The organism is Thalassobaculum sp., from assembly GCF_965223715.1.
GTDB lineage: Bacteria > Pseudomonadota > Alphaproteobacteria > Thalassobaculales > Thalassobaculaceae > Thalassobaculum.
This window is the reverse complement of sequence record NZ_OZ245012.1, coordinates 4,041,556-4,062,513: the sequence shown is the minus strand read 5'-3', so window position 1 is coordinate 4,062,513 and position 20,958 is coordinate 4,041,556. Positions and strand designations below refer to the sequence as shown.

General features: G+C 69.8%; 18 protein-coding genes and 1 pseudogene. 14 read left to right on the top strand and 5 right to left on the bottom strand.

Annotated elements, in window-relative coordinates; genetic code table 11:
• Positions 1-8: 8 nt before the first annotated feature.
• The gene (gene hisC, locus ACOQOP_RS18825; RefSeq protein WP_420563349.1) at positions 9-1,106 is read left to right on the top strand and encodes a histidinol-phosphate transaminase; all 1,098 of its coding nucleotides are present in this window, start codon (positions 9-11) and stop codon (positions 1,104-1,106) included.
• Positions 1,103-2,035 carry a prephenate/arogenate dehydrogenase family protein gene (locus tag ACOQOP_RS18820; protein ID WP_420563348.1) on the top strand — a complete coding sequence of 311 codons (933 nt, stop codon included), beginning with the start codon at positions 1,103-1,105 and terminating at the stop codon, positions 2,033-2,035. The genes hisC and ACOQOP_RS18820 overlap by 4 nt, the downstream gene beginning before the upstream one ends.
• Positions 2,036-2,058: 23 nt before the next feature.
• Here ACOQOP_RS18820 and ACOQOP_RS18815 read toward each other — a convergent pair whose 3' ends face one another.
• A complete protein-coding gene (locus ACOQOP_RS18815) occupies positions 2,059-2,673 on the bottom strand; it encodes a DUF1134 domain-containing protein (RefSeq protein ID WP_420563347.1) in 615 nt (204 codons plus the stop codon).
• A gap of 85 nt (positions 2,674-2,758) precedes the next feature.
• Positions 2,759-3,535 (bottom strand): sterol desaturase family protein, encoded by a 777-nt coding sequence (locus ACOQOP_RS18810; RefSeq protein ID WP_420563346.1) that lies wholly within the window; start codon positions 3,533-3,535, stop codon positions 2,759-2,761.
• Positions 3,536-3,653: 118 nt separating this feature from the next.
• Here ACOQOP_RS18810 and ACOQOP_RS18805 point away from each other — a divergent pair, with 118 nt between their 5' ends.
• The 3 genes and pseudogenes from ACOQOP_RS18805 to ACOQOP_RS18795 form a co-directional block, all read left to right on the top strand.
• Positions 3,654-4,415, top strand: a complete 762-nt coding sequence (locus ACOQOP_RS18805) for a gamma-glutamyl-gamma-aminobutyrate hydrolase family protein (protein WP_420563345.1) — start codon at positions 3,654-3,656, stop codon at positions 4,413-4,415.
• Between the two features lie 264 nt (positions 4,416-4,679).
• On the top strand, positions 4,680-5,366 hold the full coding sequence (locus ACOQOP_RS18800; protein WP_420563344.1) for a fumarylacetoacetate hydrolase family protein: 687 nt from the start codon (positions 4,680-4,682) through the stop codon (positions 5,364-5,366).
• Between the two features lie 3 nt (positions 5,367-5,369).
• Positions 5,370-6,068, top strand: a pseudogene (locus ACOQOP_RS18795) (exodeoxyribonuclease III); the annotation flags it as partial.
• 344 nt (positions 6,069-6,412) lie between these two features.
• On the opposite strand, the gene ACOQOP_RS18790 reads toward ACOQOP_RS18795, so the two are convergent.
• The 3 genes from ACOQOP_RS18790 to ACOQOP_RS18780 form a co-directional block, all read right to left on the bottom strand.
• Positions 6,413-6,904: a class I SAM-dependent methyltransferase gene (locus tag ACOQOP_RS18790; protein ID WP_420563343.1), complete on the bottom strand. Its 492-nt coding sequence runs from the start codon at positions 6,902-6,904 to the stop codon at positions 6,413-6,415.
• A 28-nt stretch (positions 6,905-6,932) separates the two neighbouring features.
• A complete protein-coding gene (locus tag ACOQOP_RS18785) occupies positions 6,933-7,379 on the bottom strand; it encodes a cyclic nucleotide-binding domain-containing protein (RefSeq protein ID WP_420563342.1) in 447 nt (148 codons plus the stop codon).
• 68 nt (positions 7,380-7,447) lie between these two features.
• Positions 7,448-10,087, bottom strand: coding sequence for an ABC transporter transmembrane domain-containing protein (locus tag ACOQOP_RS18780; protein ID WP_420563341.1), 2,640 nt, complete (start codon positions 10,085-10,087; stop codon positions 7,448-7,450).
• A gap of 243 nt (positions 10,088-10,330) precedes the next feature.
• Between ACOQOP_RS18780 and ACOQOP_RS18775 the strand changes: the two genes are divergently transcribed.
• From ACOQOP_RS18775 to ACOQOP_RS18735, 9 genes are read left to right on the top strand one after another with little or no spacing between them, the layout of a single operon-like run.
• Positions 10,331-11,581, top strand: coding sequence for a glycosyltransferase family protein (locus ACOQOP_RS18775; protein ID WP_420563340.1), 1,251 nt, complete (start codon positions 10,331-10,333; stop codon positions 11,579-11,581).
• Positions 11,582-11,583: 2 nt separating this feature from the next.
• A complete protein-coding gene (locus ACOQOP_RS18770) occupies positions 11,584-12,879 on the top strand; it encodes a glycosyltransferase family 4 protein (protein WP_420563339.1) in 1,296 nt (431 codons plus the stop codon).
• Positions 12,876-13,973, top strand: coding sequence for a glycosyltransferase family 4 protein (locus tag ACOQOP_RS18765; protein ID WP_420563338.1), 1,098 nt, complete (start codon positions 12,876-12,878; stop codon positions 13,971-13,973). Before ACOQOP_RS18770 ends, ACOQOP_RS18765 begins: the two co-directional genes overlap by 4 nt.
• Positions 13,970-14,560, top strand: coding sequence for a histidine phosphatase family protein (locus tag ACOQOP_RS18760; protein WP_420563337.1), 591 nt, complete (start codon positions 13,970-13,972; stop codon positions 14,558-14,560). Before ACOQOP_RS18765 ends, ACOQOP_RS18760 begins: the two co-directional genes overlap by 4 nt.
• The gene (locus ACOQOP_RS18755; RefSeq protein ID WP_420563336.1) at positions 14,557-15,714 is read left to right on the top strand and encodes a glycosyltransferase family protein; all 1,158 of its coding nucleotides are present in this window, start codon (positions 14,557-14,559) and stop codon (positions 15,712-15,714) included. The genes ACOQOP_RS18760 and ACOQOP_RS18755 overlap by 4 nt, the downstream gene beginning before the upstream one ends.
• On the top strand, positions 15,711-16,478 hold the full coding sequence (locus ACOQOP_RS18750; protein WP_420563335.1) for a polysaccharide deacetylase family protein: 768 nt from the start codon (positions 15,711-15,713) through the stop codon (positions 16,476-16,478). Before ACOQOP_RS18755 ends, ACOQOP_RS18750 begins: the two co-directional genes overlap by 4 nt.
• The gene (locus ACOQOP_RS18745) at positions 16,475-17,080 is read left to right on the top strand and encodes a hypothetical protein (protein ID WP_420563334.1); all 606 of its coding nucleotides are present in this window, start codon (positions 16,475-16,477) and stop codon (positions 17,078-17,080) included. The genes ACOQOP_RS18750 and ACOQOP_RS18745 overlap by 4 nt, the downstream gene beginning before the upstream one ends.
• A 38-nt stretch (positions 17,081-17,118) precedes the next feature.
• Positions 17,119-19,008 carry a dipeptide ABC transporter ATP-binding protein gene (locus ACOQOP_RS18740; protein ID WP_420563333.1) on the top strand — a complete coding sequence of 630 codons (1,890 nt, stop codon included), beginning with the start codon at positions 17,119-17,121 and terminating at the stop codon, positions 19,006-19,008.
• Entirely contained in the window at positions 19,005-20,948 is a 1,944-nt protein-coding gene (locus ACOQOP_RS18735) for an ABC transporter substrate-binding protein (RefSeq protein ID WP_420563332.1), read from the top strand. Before ACOQOP_RS18740 ends, ACOQOP_RS18735 begins: the two co-directional genes overlap by 4 nt.
• Positions 20,949-20,958 lie beyond the last annotated feature (10 nt).

Sequence of the window (20,958 nt, the reverse complement as noted above, 5' to 3'; positions counted from 1 at the left end):
ACCGTCCTATGCCCAGCGTGGCCCCGAAAGCGTCTATTGCCGATCTCGCCGCCTACAAGCCGACGAGCTATCCGAAGAGCCTGCAGCGGATCATCCGCCTGAACCTGAACGAAGGGGCGCTCGGCCCCTCCCCGAAGGCGATGGAGGCCCTGGCCGGCATCGCGTCGAAGATCCACACCTATCCCGCCGTCGCCGCCTCCGGCCTGACCGAGGCGATCGGCGAGCGGCACGGCATCGACCCGTCGCGCATCATCCTGGGCTGCGGCTCCGACGAGCTGATCCAGGTGCTCACGCAAGCCTATCTGGAGCCGGGCGACGAGGTGATCCACACCCAGTACGGCTTCCTGCTGTTCCCGATGGCGACCAAGATCGCCGGTGGCGTGCCGGTCTCCGCACCGGATGACGGCTTCACCGCCAGCGTCGACGCGATCCTGGCGCGGGTGACCGGGCGCACGAAGCTCGTGTTCCTGGCCAACCCGAACAACCCGACCGGCACCCACGTCCCGACCGAGGAGGTGCGCCGCCTGCGCGCGGAGCTGCCGTCGCGGGTGCTGCTGGTGCTCGACGCGGCCTATGCCGAATACGTCCAGCGCAACGACTACACCGCCGGCATCGAGCTGGTGGAGGAGACCGACAACACGGTCATGCTGCGCACCTTCTCCAAGATGTACGGCATGGCCGGCCTGCGCCTGGGCTGGGCCTATTGCCCGGCCGACATCGCCGCCACCCTCTACGCGGTGAAGCCGCCCTACGGCGTCAACACCCCGGCCCTGGTCGCCGGCATCGCGGCAGTGAAGGATCTGGAATTCCAGGAGAAGTCGGTTGCGCATAACGCCGCCTGGCTGCCCTGGCTGCAGGACGAGTTCAGGAAGCTGGGCCTGGAGCCGTACCCGTCGGTGACCAACTTCTTCATCACCCGCTTCCCGAGCGAGGCCGGCAGGACCGCCGCCGAGGCACGGGAATTCCTGGCCAAGCGCGGCATCATGGTGCGCAGTATGTCCGATTACGGCGAGCACGACTTCATCCGGGTCTCGATCGGCCAGGAGGACGAGAACCGCGCCCTGATCCAAGGCCTCGCCGACTTCTTAAACGGGGTGCCCGCGTGACCACGCCCGCCGCTTCCGGAGAGCCGGTCTTCGGGACCCTCGCGGTCATCGGGATCGGCAATCTCGGCTCCTCCGTCGCCCGTGCCGTGCGCAAGTACGGCGCGGTCGAGCGGGTGGTCGCCGCCGACCTGTCGTCGGAATCGCTCAAGCGGGCCGAGCAACTGAAGCTGGCCGACGCCTATTTCGAGGCGCCGTCCAAGGCGGTGGCCGAGGCCGACATCGTCGTGCTCTGCACCCCGCTCGGCGCCTTCGGGGCGATCGCCAAGGCCATGGCGCCGCATCTGAAGCCGGGCGCCATCGTCACCGATGTGGGCTCGGTGAAGGGCGCGGTGGTCGCCGCCGCCGGCCCGCACATGCCGCCGAGCGTCGCCTTCGTGCCGGGCCACCCGATCGCCGGCACCGAGAAGTCGGGGCCGGATGCCGGCTCGTCGGACCTGTTCGTCGGCCGCTACTGGATCCTCACCCCGGACGAGACCACCGACCGGGACGCGGTCGCCAAGGTGGCGGACCTGTGGACCCGCTGCGGCGCGATCGTGGAGGAGATGAAGGCGGATTATCACGACAAGGTGCTGGCGGTGACCTCGCACCTGCCGCACCTGATCGCCTATACCATCGTCGGCACCGCCTTCGATCTGGAAGGCCAGGAGCAGCAGGACGTCATCCGCTTCTCCGCCGGCGGATTCCGCGACTTCACCCGGATCGCCGGCTCCAGCCCAATCATGTGGCGCGACATCTTCCTGAACAACCGCGAGGCGGTTCTGGAGATGCTCCAGCGGTTCAGCGAGGACCTGAGCTACCTGCAGCGGGCGATCCGCTGGGGCGAGGGCGACAAGCTGCAGGACCTGTTCACCCGCACCCGCGAGGTGCGCCGCAGCGTGATCGAGGCGAAGCAGGACAAGCCGTTCCCCGAAGGCGGCAACGGCAAGTAGGGCGCCGGCGCCCTACCGTCCGCTCAAAACGGGTACCAGGAGAACTCCCGGCTGTAGTGCAGGTAACCGATATTGACGCCGGAGCGCAGGCCGACGCCGGTGCGGATCGGCGCCAGGGTCAGTTCGCCGTCGGTCTGGTAGTTCACGCCGACCCCGGCGAAGAAGTAGTAGGAGCCCTCCACGCCCGAGATCCGGCGGAAGATCTGGTCCGGGCTGTCCAGGTTGTAGACCAGCACGAAGACCTTGGACGCGTTGCCGCCCAGGTCGAAGCCCAGGGACGGGCCCTGCCAGAACACCTTGGTCTGACCGCCGCCGGCCTGGTTCAGCATGCCCTCGCCGTAGCGCAGGCCGACCACGATCGCGCCCGAATACTCGCTGCCGGCGATATAGGCGGTCGGCTCGCCCATGTCGGCGAAGACCTTCTCGATGACCTTGGCCAGGCCTTCCGTGGTCTCGCCGAACAGGTCCTTGGCGGCGGAGACGACCTCCGGCTCGCTATAGGTCTTCGCCCCGGACTTGGTCGAGGACGACGTGGTCTCCGACGACGAGCTGCCGCCCGTGGCCGCGGTCTGCGCGTCCGCCGCGGCGGGCAGGACGAGCGCGAGGGCGAGGATGGCGGCGCTGAGCCAGCGGGTCATGGAAGCCTCCGGAGGGTCGGCGTGGGATCAGGCCGCCCACTATAGAGAAACCGTGAGGCAAGTGTGAGAAATCCGGGGCGACCCGTCAGCCGGGATCGGCCCCGCGGCGGAACGGCCGGACCAGCAGGGCGAGGAAGCCGGTGTCGTGCAGCCGCTCGACGCCGATCCTCATCTCCGGACGGCGCGGGGTCGGGCTGAGGGTGGCGAAGAGCCGGTCCCAGACCGACAGGGCGGTACCGAAGTTGGAATCCGTGTCGTGCCGTACCGCGTGGTGGTGCACCCAGTGGATCGACGGGGTGACAATGACCAGCGACAGCGCCTTCTCCAGCCCCGCGGGCAGCCGGACATTGGAGTGCTGGAATACGGCCGCCACCAGCACCAGGGTCTCGAAGGCCAGAACCGAGGCGAGCGGGATGTCCAGCAGCACGATCACCCCCGCCCGCACCGCCGCCGACATCAGCACCTCGCCCGCGTGGAACCGCACGGCCGAGCTCGCGTCCAGGAACTCGTCCAGATGGTGGATCTCGTGGAACCGCCACAGGAACGGGATCGCGTGGTTCGCCCGGTGCCAGACATAGATCCACAGGTCCAGGATCAGCAGGTCGGCCAGCAGCGCCCAGCCGCCCGCCATCCAATCGGGCCGCCAGTCCAGGGTCATCGAGGCGGCCAGCACGGTGATCGGGATCACCGCCAGGCGGGACAGGCCGATATTCACCGCGAACAGCCCGGCATTGCGCAGGATCCGCGGCCAGCCGCCGCGCCGGACCACGGCCGGCGCCGCCCGCTCGGCCGTCAGGATCAGCAGGATCCAGGCGGCGACGGCGAGGCCCTTGGCGATGGTCAGCGACTGCGGGTCCGACATGTCCAACATCACCGGGATATGGCATGGTGCGGGGACCGGGCCAAGCGTCCGTACCGTTGTCTTGATCGCCAGGAGACGTCCCGTGCCTCGCAGCCCATCCTCGCGAAGACTGCCTTTGGTGGGTGTCACCGCCTGCCGCATCATGGGAGAGAGCAACGCCAGCCACCGGGTCGGCGAGAAATACGTGACCGCGATGTCCGAGGTGGCCGGGGTCTGTCCGGTGATCATCCCGGCCCTGCCCGGCGGCGTCGATGTGGACAGCATGCTCGACCGGCTGGACGGGGTGTTCCTGACCGGCAGCCCGTCCAACGTGGAGCCGTCGCGCTATGACGGCGGCGACAGCGTGACGCCCGACGAGCACGACCCGGCGCGCGACGGCGTCACCCTGGACCTGGCCCGGGCGGCCGTGGCGCGGGGCATTCCGCTGCTCGGCGTCTGCCGCGGCGCCCAGGAGCTGAACGTCGCCTTCGGCGGCACCCTGCACCAGGAGGTGCACACCAATACCGGCCGCCTCGACCACCGGATGCGGCGCGACGTGCCCTATGACTGGAAATACCGGCCGTCCCATTCGCTGGCGCTGGTCGAGGGCGGCACCCTGGCCGCCATCGCCGGCGCCGGCCCGCACCTGGTGAACTCGCTGCATGGCCAGGCGATCGACCGGCTCGGCGCCCGGGTGGTCGTGGAAGGCCGCGCGCCCGACGGCGTGGTCGAGGCGATCTCCATCGCCGACGCCCCGGCCTTCGCGCTGGCCGTCCAGTGGCATCCGGAATGGCCGCGCCCGGTGGAAGGCATCAACCGGGCGATCTTCGAGGCCTTCGGGGCCGCCGCCCGCGCCGCCGCCGAGGGCGGCCGCAAGCCGGTGGACGTCGCCGCGGAATAGGCCCCCCGTCAGCTCGTAACGCCTCCGAAACAAGCCCGCGCACGGCCTTCCGGCGACCCGGTCCGGTCGAGCGGAAACGGCGGGCGGGCCTTGCCCGGTCCGGCGGGCCCTGCGATCGGGACTGGACCCGGCGGGGGGATGCCCGCCATAGTCTCACCGCCGAGCGCCTCCCGCTGCGGCGCGCGGCCGAGACAGCGTCGCCGATCGCGCGGAGACTGGCGCCCGAAGACCGATATATCGAGGCGAAAAAGGGAATTATCGTCAATGGAATATGTGATCACTCCGCCGCGGGCCGTGGCCGTTCCGGTGGCCGGAAGCGACAAGGGCTTCCCGGTTCGGCGCATCTTCTGCGTGGGCCGGAACTATGCCGCCCATGCCCGCGAGATGGGCCATGACCCGGACCGCGAGCCGCCGTTCTTCTTCACCAAGCCGGCCGACGCGCTGGTCACCGGTGGGGCGGCCATGCCCTACCCGACCATGACCGCCGACGTGCACCATGAGATCGAGCTGGTGGTGGCCCTGTCCGGCGGCGGCCGCGACATCCCGGTGGAGGAGGCGAACAGCCTGATCTGGGGCTATGGCGTCGGCCTCGACATGACCCGCCGCGACATCCAGGCGGAAGCCAAGAAGATGGGCCGGCCCTGGGACATGGCGAAGGGCTTCGACCATTCCGCCCCGATCGCCGACCTGCACCCGGTCACCGAGACCGGCATCCTCGAGGACGCGGCCATCTGGCTCGACGTGAACGGCACCCGGCGTCAGGAATCGACCCTGAAGGCGCTGATCTGGTCGATCCCGGAGACCATCAGCTACCTGTCCGGCCTGGTCATGCTGGCCCCGGGCGACCTGATCTTCTCCGGCACCCCGGAAGGGGTGAACGCGGTCCAGCGCGGCGACGAGCTGCACGGCCATGTGGACGGCCTGAGCGACCTGCATGTGAAGGTGGTCTGACCGGTGCGCATCGTCACCTGGAACATCAACTCCGTCCGCCTGCGCCTGCCGCTGGTGCTGCGCCTCCTGGAGAAGGTGCAGCCCGACGTGCTGTGCCTGCAGGAGACCAAGGCGATCGTCGACGTGTTCCCGAGCGGCGCCCTGGCCGAGGCGGGCTGGTCGCACCAGCTCGTCGCCGGCATGAAGGGCTATAACGGGGTGGCGATCGTCTCCCGCCTGCCGATCGAGGAGACGGTGTCCCGCGAGTTCTGCGGCCGCACCGACGCCCGACACGTGGCCGCGCGGATCGACGGCGGGCCCGAGGTCCACAATTTCTACGTTCCCGCCGGCGGCGACGTGCCGGATCCGGCGGTGAACGACAAGTTCGCCCACAAGCTCGACTTCCTGGCCGAGATGACCCAGTGGCTGGGCACCGAGCGCAAGCCCGACAACCCGATGATCCTGGTGGGCGACCTGAACATCGCGCCGCTGGAGACCGATGTCTGGTCGCACAAGCAGCTCCTCAACGTGGTCAGCCACACCCCGGTGGAGGTGGAGGCGCTGGACAAGGTCCAGGCCTCGGCCGGCTGGATCGACGCGGTGCGCAAGATCGTTCCGCCGGAGGAACGGCTGTATTCCTGGTGGAGCTACCGGGCGAAGGACTGGTCGGCGGCGGACAAGGGCCGGCGTCTGGACCATGTCTGGGTGACCCCGCCGCTCGACGGCGGCATCCGCCACGCCGAGGTCATCCGCGACGCCCGCGGCTGGGAGAAGGCGTCGGACACGCCCCGGTGGTGGTGGACCTGGACCTTTAGGAGGGGTGGCGGCGGCCTCGTTGCCGCCCTCCTCCCCTCACCCGTCATCCCGGTGGACCCCGGACCCGATCCGGGGGCCGACCGGGACCCAGCCGCCGTGCCACGGTCCCGGCCTCGCCCCGGGTCAAGCCCGGGGACGATCCGGGATGACGGTTCAAATCTATGTTTTAAAACAACATACTGCCTGTCAGCTTCCGCGTCGTACCGGCTCCGGAACAAAGCCGCGACCGCGCCGCCTCACACCCGGCCGCCTCACACCCGCTCGTACAGGAAGATCCGCCCCGGCTTCACCCCGTCGGGCAGCGGCAGGGGGCTGAAGGCGTCGACCCCGTCCAGCGGCTGGTCGCTGACCACCACGCCGCCCGGCGCCAGCAGGTCCGCCACCATCGGCGCGGCGCGGCGGGAGAGCGCGACGCTCTCCTCCTTGTCGCCGGTGCCGATATCCATATGGGCCAGCACCGCCCGGCCGCCGAGATCGGCCACCGCCCGGGGCAGGGTCTCGAACAGGTCCCCCAGATAGAGCCGGTCGTCCGGCGGGATGCAGTCGGGATGGGCGGCGACCTGGCGGTCGAAGACGTAGATGTCGCGCCCGGGCAGGATCGCCCGCAGATGGTCGTAGGTCCGCCCGTTGCCGAGACCGAATTCCAGGGCCACGCCGCTGCGGCCCTCGACCCGGGAGGCCGCGTCGTTGAGGGTGGCGCGCTGGGCTTCCAGCCGCCGGATCATGCTGTCTAGTCTGCTCATCGCACCAATCTGTTCGTCGGACGTCGGATCACCGGTTCAGCGCCTCGCGCAGCTGCACGTTGGTGCGCTCCAGCCGGGCGGCCAGCTCGCGCATGATCTCGATGGAGATCTGCGGAAACTCGCTGATCAGCCGGAAGAACAGCTCCTTGGTGATGCGCAGGGTGATCAGCTTGCCGGTGGCCTCCACCGAGGCGGTGCGGGGGACGTCGCACAGGATGGCGATCTCGCCGACCACGTCGCCCTTGCCCAGTTCGGCCACCTGGATCTCGCCGCTGTCCGTTCGGATCCGGACCGAGGCCTCGCCGTCGATGATGATGTAGGCCGCGTCGCCGATATCGCCCTGCTGGAACAGGCGCTGGCCGCCCTGATAGGTCAGCCGCTCGGAGGTGAAGGCGAGAAGCTTCAGCTTCGACGGCTCGATCTTCGCGAACAGCGGGATCTTGCGGAGCAGTTCCACCTCTTCGTTGAGACTCATGGCGACCCTCCTTCACGGATCGGTGCCAGTATCAGAGGTGGGAAGGACATGGTCATTGTGAAACCCCCTCAGTTCCGCGCGGCAATTTCGTGAAACACCCGGCCCTCGCGGTCCAGTTCCTCCGGCGCGCCGGTCTCCGCCAGCCGGCCGGCGCGCATCACCGAGATGACCGGGAACAGCCGCGCGATATCCGGGCGCTGGGTCGACCAGATCACGGTGCGGCCCGACATCGCCTGCAGGATGTTGGCGACCAGCCGGCGCTGGGCGGCGGCGTCGAAGGTGGCGACCGCGTCGTTCAGCACCAGGATGTCCGGCCGGCGCAGCAGCGCCCGGGCGATGCCGATCTTCTGGCGCTGCACGGCGGAGAGCTTGGCGCCGGCGATGCCGACCTCGAAGTCCAGGCCGACCTCCATCACCGTCGGCCGCAGGTCGAGATCGTCGAGCACCGAGCCGATCACGGCACCGACCCGGGCGACGCTGTCGGCCTGTCCGTAGGCGATCTTGCCGAACAGGATGTTGTCCTGCAGCGAGGCGGCGGCGTTGTAGGCATCGGCGCTGAAGAAGGCGACGGAGTCCTGCAGGTCCTCCGGCAGGTCGCGGGCGAAGGCGGCGCGCGCCTCCAGGACCCGGCGCTGCATGTCGTCGTCGAGCATGCCGAGGCGGTGGCGGGCCGGGATCAGCTTGAACGGCAGCGACAGCAGCCGGGCGCGATCCTCCTCCGACATCTTGTCCAGCCCGATCCGCTCCACCCGGTTCAGCAGCGCCTGGAATTCCGGCAGGTCGTCGGGCGAGATGAAGCTGAACTGGCCGAAGAACTCGTGGTCGGAGGGCAGGTCGGCGAACAGCTCGACCATGGTGGCGGCGACGTCGCGGCCCATCTTCAGCAGGTCGTCGATCAGACCGACGCTCGCCAGCGTGCTGCGCACATAGGGATGGGTGGCGATGGTGTCCGGCTGGAAGGCCGGGCCGACCGGCGTGCCGAACAGCAGGTTCTCCGCCAGGGTGGCGTTGGTGTTGTAGCGGTCGGCGGCGAACGGCTCGACCAGGTCGATGAGCTGCGGATCCTCGCTCAGACGCTCGGAGAAGGACCGGCGGGCCGCCAGGATCCGCTCGGCGATCTGCGGGCGCGCCTGGGGATCGATGGTGCCGCGCAGGCCGAGGCCGTAGCAGTCGTCGTCGAGCTCCACCAGCATCAGGTCCTCGACCAGACGCGACACCAGGGCCTCGCCCTCGCCCACCGCGGCCGGATCGACCCAGGCGCCGCCCGGATCGTCGGTCGAGTTGCCGGCCTGGGCCGCGTTCTCGATCGCGGCACTGACGGTCGGATCGTCCCGCGCCGGGCCGGTCGGCCGGTGCATGACGCCGAGCAGCAGGTTCTCGCGGATCGTCGAGCTGAACACGTAGGTGGACGGCCCGACATAGCCCATGCGCCGTCCGGTGATCGCTTCCGGCAGGGTGAGGAGGTCGGCCTGTCCGATGGTGATGCGGCCGCTGGTCGGATGCATCAGCCGGGCGATGGTCATGGCCAGCGCCTCGTTGCCGGCCCCGCCCGGGCCGAACAGCGCCATGTGGGTGCCCGGCGGCACGGTCATCGCCACGCCCTCGAACTGCACCTCGCCGTCGTCGTCCACATAGCCCAGGTTGTTGGTCCGCAGCTCGCCGTCCAGCGGCTGCGGCGCCTCCGGCTCGTCGGTCAGGGTCTCCGCCGAGGTCATGTCCGGCAGGTCGAACTGGTCGATCACCTGCTCGTACTTGATGCGGGCGTCTTCCTTCTGCTGATAGAAGTTCAGCAGTTCCTTCCACGGGGCCGACAGGTCCTTGTAGGCCGCCAGGACCGCCACGAGGGCGCCGAGGGACAGGTCGCCCATGATCACCAGATAGCCGCCGATGGCGTAGAAGAAGAACGGCGTGAGCTGGGCGATGAAGTTGTTCAGGAACTTGATGACGAACTTGCGCTGATAGATCTCGAAGCGGATGTCGTAGATCACGCCGAGCTGGGCGGCGAACCGGGCCAGCATCAGCCGCGCCATGTTGTTCGCATGGATCTCCTGCACGCCGGAGATCGTCTCTCCGATGCGGTCCGAGAGCACGCGGACGGTGCGCACCCGCTGCTTGCCGAGCGCGTTCACCCGGCGCTGCAGCTTCGGAATGACATAGGCCTGGACCGGCGACAGGGCGATCGCCGCCGCCCCGAGGATCGGGTCCTGCATGAACATGAAGAACAGGATCGTGATCAGGGTCCCGCCCTGGAAGGCCGGCAGCGAGATCGAGTCGCCGATGAAGCCGCCGAGCGGCTCCACCTCCTGGGTCAGCATCGGGATGATCTCGCCCTGGCTGACCCGGCGGAAATGCGGGATCGGGAAGCGCAGGATGCGGGTGTACAGCTCGTAGCGCAGGCGCCGCAGCATCCGCTCGCCCAGGCGGCCGCGATAGACGTTGATCCAGTACTTGAACCCGCCATTGATGAAGACCAGCAGCAGGAAAAGCCCGGACAGGGTCCACAGGTATTCGAGCTGGTGGAACTCGATCCCCAGGAAGGTGACCGGGAAATTGGTCTCGCCCTTCGCCCCCAGCGCCTCGTTGACGATGCGCTTGGGCAGGTCGAGGGAGTAGTAGAGGAACGGGAAGGAGATCAGCGTCATCGCAAGCAGGAACACCTGCTCCCGCTTGGAATAGCGCAGAATGAACCGGTAGATCGTGGATTCCATCGCCCCGGTGACCTGTCGTCTCGACTTTGGATGCAGGATAGCCCCGCCGCGGGCCGCCGACCCTTCCGCCCTCCGGCCGACCGCGCGGGCCGATCTTGCTGCGGAAGACCGGGCGGTGCAACGGCAAGCTGCGTCAAAAGGTTACCATTTCTCGGCTTGGCGCGATGTGCCATAGTGCCGCCGACATCGGCCTCCGCCAGAATATCGACATTTCCGGGCAGCGATGACAGCGACGGGGATCCCATGACCAAGACCAAGGCCCCCGCGACTGCCAGTCTGCTTGCGGACCGGCCGGCTGCCCGAGTCCTCATGTACAGCCACGACACGATGGGCCTCGGCCACCTGCGCCGATGCCGCGCCATTGCCCATGCGCTGGTCGAGGAGCATCCGGGCCTGTCGGTGCTGATCCTTTCCGGCTCGCCGATCATCGGCAGCTTCGACTTCCGCACCCGGGTCGACTTCGTGCGCATTCCGGGCGTCATCAAACTGCGCAACGGCGACTACACCTCCCTGTCCCTGCATCTGGACATCGAGGAGACGGTGGCCCTGCGCAGCGCCATCATCCGCCACACCGCCGAGGTGTTCGATCCCGACCTGTTTATCGTCGACAAGGAGCCGCTCGGCCTGCGCGGCGAGGTCAAGGACACGCTGGAGCTGCTGAAGGCGCGGGGCACGCCCCTGATCCTGGGCATGCGCGACGTGATGGACGAGCCGGAGCTGCTGGAGCAGGAGTGGGAGCGCAAGAAGGTGCTGCCCGCCCTGCAGGACCTGTATGACGAGGTCTGGGTCTATGGTGTGAAGGAGGTCTGCGACCCCTATGAGGGCCTGGACATCCCGGGCGAGATCAAGCTGAAGACCCGCTATACCGGATACCTGCGCCGCTCGGTCTCCCGGGCGCCGACCCCGGCCTCCGCCCTGCCCTTCGGCGACGATCCGTTCATCCTGGTCACGGCCGGCGGCGGCGGCGACGGCGAGCCGGTGATGGACTGGGTGCTGCGCGCCTATGAGGAGGACCGGCAGCTTCCCTATCCGGCCCTGCTGGTGCTCGGCCCCTTCATGCCGCAGGAGCAGCAGCACGAGTTCATGGAACGGGCGAGCAAGCTCGACCGGGTCGAGGCGATCACCTTCGACAGCCGGATCGAGACCCTGATGGCCCGCTGCGCCGGCATGGTCGCCATGGGCGGCTACAACACGTTCTGCGAGATCCTGTCCTTCGACAAACGGTCGATCGTCGTGCCCCGAACCGAGCCGCGGCTGGAGCAGTATATCCGCGCCCGCCGGGCCGAGGAGCTGGGGCTGCTGCGCATGTTGGTGGATGACGGCGACCGCAATCCCAAGCAGATGGCCGCCGCCCTGCGCAAACTGCCGGGCCAGAAGACCCCGTCCCAGGCCAAGGCGGTCGCCATGCTGAACGGGCTCGACCAGGTCGGCCGACTGACCAAGCGCTGGATCGACGAGCGGCGCCGGGCCGTAGCGGCACGCCGGATCGCCTGACCATGACCGGAGCGACGGGGAGCGGGCCGGCCGCAGGTACGGGCGTCGAAGGGCAGGTCGGCATCGTGCTGAAGGGCTATCCGCGCCTGTCGGAGACCTTCATCGCCCAGGAGATCCTCGGCCTGCAGCAGCGCGGCCTGCGCTTCCGGATCATCTCCCTGCGCCACCCGACCGACACGGCGACCCACCCGGTCCACGATGCGATCACGGCACCGGTCGACTACCTGCCGGAATACCTGAAGGACGACCTCGGCCGGGTCTGGCGCGGCTGGCGCGCGGCGCGGCGGCTGGCCGGATACGGCAGGGCCCTGGGCACCTGGCTGCGCGACCTGCTGCGCGACCCCACACCGAACCGGGGCCGCCGCTTCGGCCAGGCCTGCGTGCTGGCGGCCGAGCTCGATCCGGCGATCACCCATCTCTACGCCCATTTCCTGCACACCCCGGCCTCGGTCGCCCGCTATGCCGCGATGATGCGCGGCATCCCCTGGTCGGTCTCCGCCCATGCCAAGGACATCTGGACCACCCAGGACTGGGAGAAGCGGGAGAAGCTGGCCGATGCCGCCTGGGCGGTGACCTGCACGGCGATCGGCGCCCGCCATCTGGCGGATCTCGCCCCCGAGCCGGAGCGGGTCAGCCTGCTGTATCACGGGCTCGATCCGTCCGGCTTCCCGCCGCCGGTCGCCCGCCCCAAGCGCGACGGCAGCGATCCCCACGACCCGGTGACCATCGTGTCGGTCGGCCGGGCGGTGCAGAAGAAGGGCTATGACGACGTGCTGGCCGCCCTGCGGGCGCTGCCGAACGACGTGAACTGGCGTTTCGTCCATATCGGCGGCGGCGCCCTCGCCTCCCGGCTGAAGCAGGCGGCCGACATCATGGGCCTGTCCGACCGGATCTCGTGGCGCGGCGCCCAGCCCCGCGCCGGGGTGATCGAGGCGCTGGCCGCGGCCGACATCTTCGTGCTGGCGAGCAAGGTCGCGCCGGACGGCGACCGCGACGGCCTGCCAAACGTGCTGATGGAAGCCCAGCTCATGACGCTGCCGGTGGTGGCGACCTCGGTCTCCGCCATCCCCGAGCTGATCGACGACCGGGTCAACGGACGGCTGGTGAAGCCGGGCGACCACCTGGCCCTGGCCAAGGCGCTGGAGGACCTGATCGGCGATCCGGCCGCCCGGCTGCGGCTGGCGGCGGCGGGGCGCGCCCGGGTGCTGACCGAGTTCTCCGCCGATGCCGGGCTGGACCGGCTGGCCGCGAGGTTCGGCCTTCCCGCACGGGCCGAGGGCCGGCCCGACGCGGCGTGAGGATCGCCTTCCATTCACCCCTGAAGACGCCGGATTCCCCCGTCCCCTCCGGTGACCGGCGGGTCGCGCGCCTGCTGATGCACGCCCTGGCCCGGGCCGGTCACGAGGTGGATCTGGCCACGCGCCTGCGCAGCCGCGACGGCAACGGCGACGTGACCCGCCAAGCCCGGCTGGCCGAACTCGGCACCCGGCTGGCGGCGCGCTACCTGCGGCTGGTGTCCCAGGGGAAGCGGCCGCGCCCGGACCTGTGGTTCACCTATCACCTCTACTACAAGGCGCCGGACCTGATCGGCCCGCTGGTGGCCGAGGCCCTGGGCATCCCCTACGTGGTCGCCGAGGCGTCGGTGGCGCATAAGCGGGCCGGCGGTCCCTGGGACCAGGGGCACCGGGCGACCCTGGCCGCGCTCGCCCGGGCGGATCTCGTCATCGGGCTGAACCCGCACGACCGCCCTCTCGTGCAGCCCTGCCTGTCCCAGGGGGCCGCCTATCTGCACCTGCCGCCCTTCCTGGAGATCGACGGCCCGCCGCCGCCGGAGCGGCCGGACCGGCCGGCGGAGCTGCTGGCGGTCGGCATGATGCGGGCGGGCGACAAGCTCGCCTCCTACCGGGTGCTGGGCGCCGCCCTGCAGAACGTCCCCGGCGACTGGCGGCTGACCGTGGTCGGCGACGGCCCGGCCCGGCCGGAGGTGGAGGCGGCCCTCGCCGCGATCTCAGGGCGTGTGACCTGGCGCAGCACCCTGGACAGCATCGAATTGGGTGCGGCCTATGCCGGTGCCGACCTGCTGGTCTGGCCGGCGGTGAACGAGGCCTATGGCATGGCGCTGCTGGAGGCGCAGGCGGCCGGTCTGCCGGTGGTGGCCGGCGATACCGGCGGCGTGTCCGCCATCGTGCGCCACGACGTCACCGGGCTGCTCGTCCCGGTGAGCGAGGCGGTCCCCTTCGCCGACGCCGTCGCGGCCTTGGTGCAGGATCCCACCCGGCGCCGGGCGCTCGGCGCCAAGGCCGCCGCGATCACCCGGGCCGAGCATGGGCTGCCCGCCGCCGCCGAGCGGCTGGATGCCGCGCTGCGCCCTCTCGTGGAGGCGCGCCGATGACCTGGCTCGCCCTGCTGCGCCACGGGCCGACCGCCTGGAACGGCGAGAAGCGGCTGCAGGGCCGGGCCGACCGGCCGCTGTCGGCCGAGGGCGAGGCGCAGGTCCGGTCCTGGACCCTGCCGCCGGAGGTTGCCGGCTTCCGCTGGCTGACCAGTCCGCTGATCCGCGCCCGGCGCACCGCCGCGCTGATCGGCGTCGAGGCGGCGATCGAACCCGCCGCCATCGAGCTCGATTTCGGCGCCTGGGAGGGTCGGCGCCTGTCGGAAATCCGCGCCGAAGATCCCGCCGGTGTCGCCGTGAACGAGGCACGCGGCCTGGACTTCACCCCGCCGGGCGGCGAGAGCCCGCGTGACGTGCAGGCGCGCCTCGCCCCGCTCCTCGCCGGCCTGTCCCGCGAGGGCGTCGACACCGGCATCGTGACCCACAAGGGGGTCATCCGCGCCCTGTTGTCCCTGGCCACCGGATGGCCGATGGTCGATAAGCCGCCGGTGAAACTTTTCTGGGACCGGGTGCATCTGTTCGATCTCGCCGCCGACGGCACCCCGCACCTGGTCCAGCCCAACCTGCCCTTAAAGGCCGATCCATGACCCGACCCGTCGTCATGCTCTATGTCCAGAACCTGCTCGGCATCGGCCATCTGCGCCGGGCGGCGGCGGTGGCGCGGGCCCTGGCCAATGCGGGAGCGGACGTCGCCTTCGTCTCCGGCGGCATGCCGGTGCCGCACCTGCCGCTCGGCGGCGCCAAGATGGTCCAGCTCCCGCCGATCCGCACCGAGGACGGCAACTTCAAGGTGCTGCTGGACGAGACCGACACGCCGATCGACGACGCCTTCCGCGACGCGCGGCGCAACCGGCTTCTGTCCCTGTTCGAGGAGCTGCGCCCGGCCGCCCTGATCACCGAGCTGTTCCCGTTCGGCCGCCGGCAGATGCGCTTCGAGCTGTTGCCCCTGCTGGAGCGGGCGCGGCAGGCCGAGTGGCACCCGCAGGTCTTCTCCTCCATGCGCGACATCCTGGTCACCAAGCCGCGGCGCGACCGCAACCAGGAGATCGTCGACACCCTGAACGCCTATTACGACGGCGCCCTGATCCATTCCGATCCCGACCTGATCCGGCTCGACCGCACCTTCCCCATGGCCGCCGAGATCACGGTGGAGCAGCACTACACCGGTTATGTGGTCAACGCCGACGACATCGCCGTGCCGGAGACCGATCCGGCGGATACCGGCGAGGTGCTGGTCTCCGCCGGCGGCGGGGCGGTGGGCGACCGATTCATGCCGACGGTGGCGGGCATGATCCCGGAGCTGCCCCTGGCCGACCGGCCCTGGCGGCTGGTCACCGGCCATCACATGCCGAAAGCCGCGCTCGCCGAGATCGAGGCGGCCGTCCCCGCCAACGCGGTGATCGAGCGCAGCGTGCCCAACCTGCCCGAGCTGCTGGCCGGGGCCGCCCTGTCGGTGTCTCAGGCCGGGTACAACACCCTGCTGGAGCTGCTGGCCGCCCGGACCCGTGCGGTGGTGGTGCCCTATGAGGGCGGGGTGGAGACCGAACAGCGGCTGCGCGCCGACCTGCTGGCCGATGTGGGCGCCCTGGAGGTGGTGGCCGAGGACGCCCTGACCGCTGAGACCCTGGGAGCGGCGATGGAGCGGGCGCGCGGCCGGTCCCGCGACGCGGTGCCGAGCGTCGATCTGGACGGGGCGCGCAAGACCGCCGCCTTCGTCATGGGCCGCCTCGGCCGGACATGAGGACGCAGGACGCCCTGGCGACCTATCTCGACCGGCGCGCCGACCAGGACCGGCCGCTGGACCTGTGGTGGCGCGACGACGACCTGGAGACGCCGTCCGACGATCTCTCGGCCTGCTTGGGCGCCCTGGGCGAGGCCGGCATCGCCGCCGCCTTCGCCGCCATCCCGAAGGGCCTGACCGCCGAGGCCGTAGGGGCGCTGGACGGCACCGGCTCGGTCCTGTTCGTCCATGGCTGGGCCCATGCCAACCACGCGCCCGCCGGCGAGAAGAAATCCGAGTTCGGCCCGACCCGCCGCCTGTCCGACCGCCTGGCCGAGATCGCGCGCGGGCGGGAGCGGCTGGACGCGCTCGGCAGGCAGCGGGCGGTCGCCTGTTTCGTGCCGCCCTGGAACCGGATCGGCGCGGACTTGCTGCCGGTGCTGGGCGAGGCCGGGATCGCGGCCCTGTCCGCCTTCGCTTCGCAGAAGCACCCGGCACCGGAGGCGTCGGTGCCCCGGCTCGACACCCATGTGGACCTGATCGACTGGCGCGGCACCGGCGGACCGATCTCCGGCGACGGCTTCGTGGCACGGATAATTGAGCATGACGGGGTGGACGGACCGGTCGGAATCCTGTCCCATCACCGCGTCACCGACCCGGGGGCGTGGAACGCGTGGCGGCCGATCCTGCGGCAGCTCTCGGACCACCCCGCGGTACGGTGGCTGTCCCCGGGCGAGGCGCTTGCCCGGGCGGGAGTGGAACCGGGGATACGGAGGCAGGTGTGACTGTGCACCGCTACGAACGCGGCGCGATCGTCTGGGACATGGCGCGGGGCGGCCTGGGGCTGGTGGTGACCGGCCTGCCGCTGGTGGTGACGCCGATGGCGACGACCATGACGGTCATCTTCGGCGGCCTGGCGACCCTGTTCGGCGTCTATGTGATCCGCACCTGGCTGCGCGCCGCCCAGGCGATCGAGGTCGATGCGGAAGGCATCCACCGCACCGGCCCGCTCCGGGTGAGCATCCCCTGGGACGAGCTGGACTCCATGGGCCTGCGCTATTTCTCGACCCGGCGCGACAAGGGCGGCGGCTGGATGGAACTGAAACTGGCCGGCGGCGGCACCAAGCTGCCGGTGGAGAGCTCCATCGACGATTTCGAGGGGCTGGTTCGGCACTGCATGCTGGTCGCCCGGCGCAACGACCTTGAACTGTCCGAGACCACGCTGGACAATCTGCGGGCCCTGGGGCTGATGGGGCCGGCGCCGGGGGCGGACGGCGGCGACGGACCCCCGACCTTCGGATCCAGCGGCCATATCGCGCCGAAACTGGAACCGGGTCTGCGCCCAAGGGGTTTGGACCAGGGAATTGGACCGGATCGGGACCGCTGATAGGCTTTCGTATCGGCTTAGTCTGAGGGGACGGAGACTTGGATCGCTCAACGCCACTGCTGCGCGTGCACGACCTGCGGATCGGCTTCGATCTGCCGGAGGGTCGTCTGGTCGCGGTGGACGGCGTGTCGTTCCAGATCCGCCGGGGCAGCACCGTCGCCCTGGTCGGCGAGTCCGGCTCCGGCAAGTCGGTGGTCAGCCAGGCGATCATGGGCCTGCTGCCGCGCCCGGCGAAGATCCTGGGCGGCTCGATCCTGTTCGCCGATCCGGAGAAGCCCGGAACCATCACCGATATCGTCCGGCTGCCGGTGGACGGGCGCGAGATGCGCGACCTGCGCGGCGGACGGATCTCGATCATCTTCCAGGAGCCGATGACCTCCCTGTCGCCGCTGCACACGGTGGGCAATCAGATCCGCGAGGCGCTGGAGCTGCACCGCGACGTCTCGGCCCGGGAGGCGACGGAGCTGACCCGCGACATGCTGGCCCTGGTCGGCTTCCCCGATCCGGACCGGGCGCTGAAGACCTATCCGTTCGAACTCTCCGGCGGCCTGCGCCAGCGGGCGATGATCTCCATGGCCCTGGTGTGCCGGCCGGCCTTGCTGATCGCCGACGAGCCGACCACCGCGCTGGACGTGACGATCCAGGCGCAGATCCTGAAGCTGATCAAGGACCTGCAGTCCGAGCTGAACATGGCGATGCTGATGATCACCCACGATCTCGGCGTGGTCGCCAACGTGGCCGAGGAAGTGGTGGTGATGTACCGCGGCCGGGTCATGGAATCCGGCGACGTGGACGACATCTTCCGCCGGGCCCAGCACCCCTACCTGAAGGCGCTGATGGGGGCGGTGCCGCGCTTCGACATGGCGCCGGGCGAACGGCTGAAGCCGCTGCGCGAGATCCGCACCGAGACCGGGCACCTGCTGGCCGAGCGGCCCAAGGCGCAGACCGCCGGCGACGCCCCGATGCTGAAGGTCGACGGCCTGACCAAGTCCTACACGATCCGCAAGGGCGGCTGGCTCGCCACCACCCGCCGGACCATCAAGGCCCTGGACGACGTGTCCTTCACCGTGCAGCCGGGCGAGTGCCTCGGCCTGGTGGGCGAGTCCGGCTGCGGCAAGACCACCCTGTCCAAGGTGATCATGCGCGCCCTGACGCCCGACGCGGGCAAGGTCACCTTCACCGACGAGACCGGACCGACGGACGTCCTGGCCCTGGACGGCGACCGGCTGACCGGGTTCCGCCAGAAGCTGCAGTTCGTGTTCCAGGACCCGTTCTCCTCGCTCAACCCGCGGATGACCGTGTACGATATCATCGCCGAGCCGCTGGTGATCCACGGCATCGGCACGCCCGCCTGGCGGCGCGAGATGGTGTCGGAGCTGATGCGGCTGGTCGGCCTCGACGTGCGCCACCTGAACCGCTACCCGCACAGCTTCTCCGGCGGCCAGCGCCAGCGCATCGGCATCGCCCGGGCGCTGGCCCTGAAGCCGAAGATGCTGATCTGCGACGAGCCGGTCTCCGCCCTCGACGTGTCGATCCAGGCGCAGGTGCTGAACCTGCTGAAGGACCTTAAGGAGAAGCTGGGCCTCACCTACCTGTTCATCAGCCACAACCTGGCGGTGGTCGACTACGTCGCCGACCGGATCGCGGTGATGTGCGCCGGCCGGATCGTCGAGCTGGCGCCGCGCGAGGCGCTGTTCCGCGACCCGGTGCATCCCTATACCCAGGCGCTGCTGGCGGCCGTGCCCGACCCGGACCTGGACAATCCGCTCGATTTCGACGCGGTCATGGACGGCCGCGCCTCGAACCCCGCCGCCTGGCCGTCCCCCTTCACGGTGGATGAGGCCAAGTCGCCGGGCTTCGTCGAGCTGGGCGACGGCCATTTCGTGCGGGCCGATCCGGCGATCCTGAACCTGAGGCTGGCATCATGACGCGTCTGGTCCTCACCCTCCTCCTGCTGCTCGCCCCGGTGCTGCCGGCCGCCGCCCAGAGCGAGCCGCCGCTGCTGTCCGAGAAGGTGACCACCGGCGCGCTGCCGGAGATGATGGACCGCCTGCCCTTCGACCCGCTGGTGGTCGACCTGAAGAACCAGGACCGCGAGCTGGGCCAGTACGGCGGCACCCTGCAGATGGTGATGGCCGGGGCCAAGGACGTGCGCCAGATGGTGGTCTACGGCTATGCCCGGCTGGTCGGCTACGACCCGGCGACCATGGAGCTGCGCCCCGACCTGGCGAAGGAGGTGATCGTGGAGGACAACCGCTCCTTCACCTTCGTTCTGCGCGAGGGCCACCGCTGGTCCGACGGCGCCCCCTTCACCACCGAGGATTTCCGCTACTTCTGGGAAGACGTGGCCAACAACCCGGAGATCTCCCCCACCGGCCCGCCGATCGAGCTGATGGTCAACGGCGAGCTGCCCATAGTGGAGATCCTGTCGCCGACCCGGGTGCGCTACTCCTGGTCGCAGCCCAATCCGGATTTCCTGCCCCAGCTCGCCGGGGCGCGGCCACTCTATCTCTATCGGCCGTCCCATCACCTGAAGATGTACCACGACCACTACGCCGAGCACGGCCACCTGAAGGCGAAGGTGGAGGAGGCGCAGGCGCGGAACTGGGCGGCCCTGCACAACCGCGAGGACAATCCCTACAAGTTCGACAATCCGGACCTGCCGACGCTGCAGCCCTGGGTGGCGCGCACGGCACCGCCGGCGAACCGCTACGTCTTCGAGCGCAATCCCTACTACCACAAGATCGACGCCCAGGGCCGGCAGCTCCCCTATATCGACAGCGTGGTGTTCCAGATCGCGTCCTCCGGCCTGATCCCGGCCAAGACCGGCGCCGGGGAGGCCGACCTGCAGGCGCGCTATCTGAACTTCGAGGACTACACCTTCCTGCGCCAGGGCGAGGAGCGGGGCAACTACGAGACCTATCTGTGGAAGTCGGCCAAGGGCTCCCACCTGGCCCTGTTCCCCAACATGAACATCGAGGATCCGGTCTGGCGCGAGATCATGCGCGACGTCCGGTTCCGCCGGGCCCTGTCCCTGGCGGTGAACCGGCACGAGCTGAACGAGGTGATCTATTTCGGCCTGGCGCTGGAAGGCAACAACACGGTGCTGCCCTCCTCCCGGCTCTACGAGCCCGAGTACCGCCGGAAATGGGCGGATTTCGACCTGCGCCGGGCCAACGCCCTGCTCGACGAGATGGGGCTGACCGGGCGCGACGACCGCGGCGTGCGGCTGCTGCCGGACGGACGGCCGATGGAGATCATCGTGGAGACCGCCGGCGAGAGCACCGAGGAGACCGACGTGCTCGAGCTGATCCACGACACCTGGCTGGAGGCCGGGATCAAGCTCTACACCCGCCCGTCGGAACGCACGGTGTTCCGCAACCGGATCTTCGCCGGCCAGACCATGATGGCGATCTCCTTCGGCATTGAGAACGGCATCCCGAGCGCCGACTCCAGCCCGGCCGAATTCGCGCCGACCGCCCAGACCCAGTACATGTGGCCGCGCTGGGGCCAGTACTATCAGACCAAGGGCAAGGCCGGCACCGCGCCGGACATTCCCGAGGCGGCCCGGCTGATGGATCTCTACGACACCTGGCGCCGGTCCAGCACGACCGAGGCGCGGCGCGAAGTCTGGCACGAGATGCTGTCGATCTGGAGCGAGCAGGTCTTCTCGATCGGCCTGATCGCGGGGGTGCTACAGCCGGTGGTGGTCAGCCTGAAGCTGCACAACGTGCCGGTCCAGGCGATCTACAACTGGGATCCGGGCGCGCATTTCGGCATGCACCGCCCCGACACCTTCTTCTTCGGCGCCGAGCGGCCGCGCACACCCGACCGGGTGCTGACCGCGGCCGCCCGGTCGCGCCAGTAAAGGATCCGGC

Excerpts from the sequence above, each read along its gene's own strand:
- ACOQOP_RS18815 (WP_420563347.1), bottom strand. The coding sequence starts at position 2,673 with ATGACCCGCTGGCTCAGCGCCGCCATCCTCGCCCTCGCGCTCGTCCTG.
- ACOQOP_RS18760 (WP_420563337.1), top strand. The coding sequence starts at position 13,970 with ATGACCTGGCTCGCCCTGCTGCGCCACGGGCCGACCGCCTGGAACGGC.
- ACOQOP_RS18755 (WP_420563336.1), top strand. The coding sequence starts at position 14,557 with ATGACCCGACCCGTCGTCATGCTCTATGTCCAGAACCTGCTCGGCATC.
- ACOQOP_RS18780 (WP_420563341.1), bottom strand. The coding sequence starts at position 10,087 with ATGGAATCCACGATCTACCGGTTCATTCTGCGCTATTCCAAGCGGGAG.
- ACOQOP_RS18790 (WP_420563343.1), bottom strand. The coding sequence starts at position 6,904 with ATGAGCAGACTAGACAGCATGATCCGGCGGCTGGAAGCCCAGCGCGCC.
- ACOQOP_RS18735 (WP_420563332.1), top strand. The coding sequence starts at position 19,005 with ATGACGCGTCTGGTCCTCACCCTCCTCCTGCTGCTCGCCCCGGTGCTG.
- ACOQOP_RS18785 (WP_420563342.1), bottom strand. The coding sequence starts at position 7,379 with ATGAGTCTCAACGAAGAGGTGGAACTGCTCCGCAAGATCCCGCTGTTC.
- hisC (WP_420563349.1), top strand. The coding sequence starts at position 9 with ATGCCCAGCGTGGCCCCGAAAGCGTCTATTGCCGATCTCGCCGCCTAC.
- ACOQOP_RS18750 (WP_420563335.1), top strand. The coding sequence starts at position 15,711 with ATGAGGACGCAGGACGCCCTGGCGACCTATCTCGACCGGCGCGCCGAC.
- ACOQOP_RS18775 (WP_420563340.1), top strand. The coding sequence starts at position 10,331 with ATGACCAAGACCAAGGCCCCCGCGACTGCCAGTCTGCTTGCGGACCGG.
- ACOQOP_RS18770 (WP_420563339.1), top strand. The coding sequence starts at position 11,584 with ATGACCGGAGCGACGGGGAGCGGGCCGGCCGCAGGTACGGGCGTCGAA.
- ACOQOP_RS18800 (WP_420563344.1), top strand. The coding sequence starts at position 4,680 with ATGGAATATGTGATCACTCCGCCGCGGGCCGTGGCCGTTCCGGTGGCC.
- ACOQOP_RS18810 (WP_420563346.1), bottom strand. The coding sequence starts at position 3,535 with ATGTCGGACCCGCAGTCGCTGACCATCGCCAAGGGCCTCGCCGTCGCC.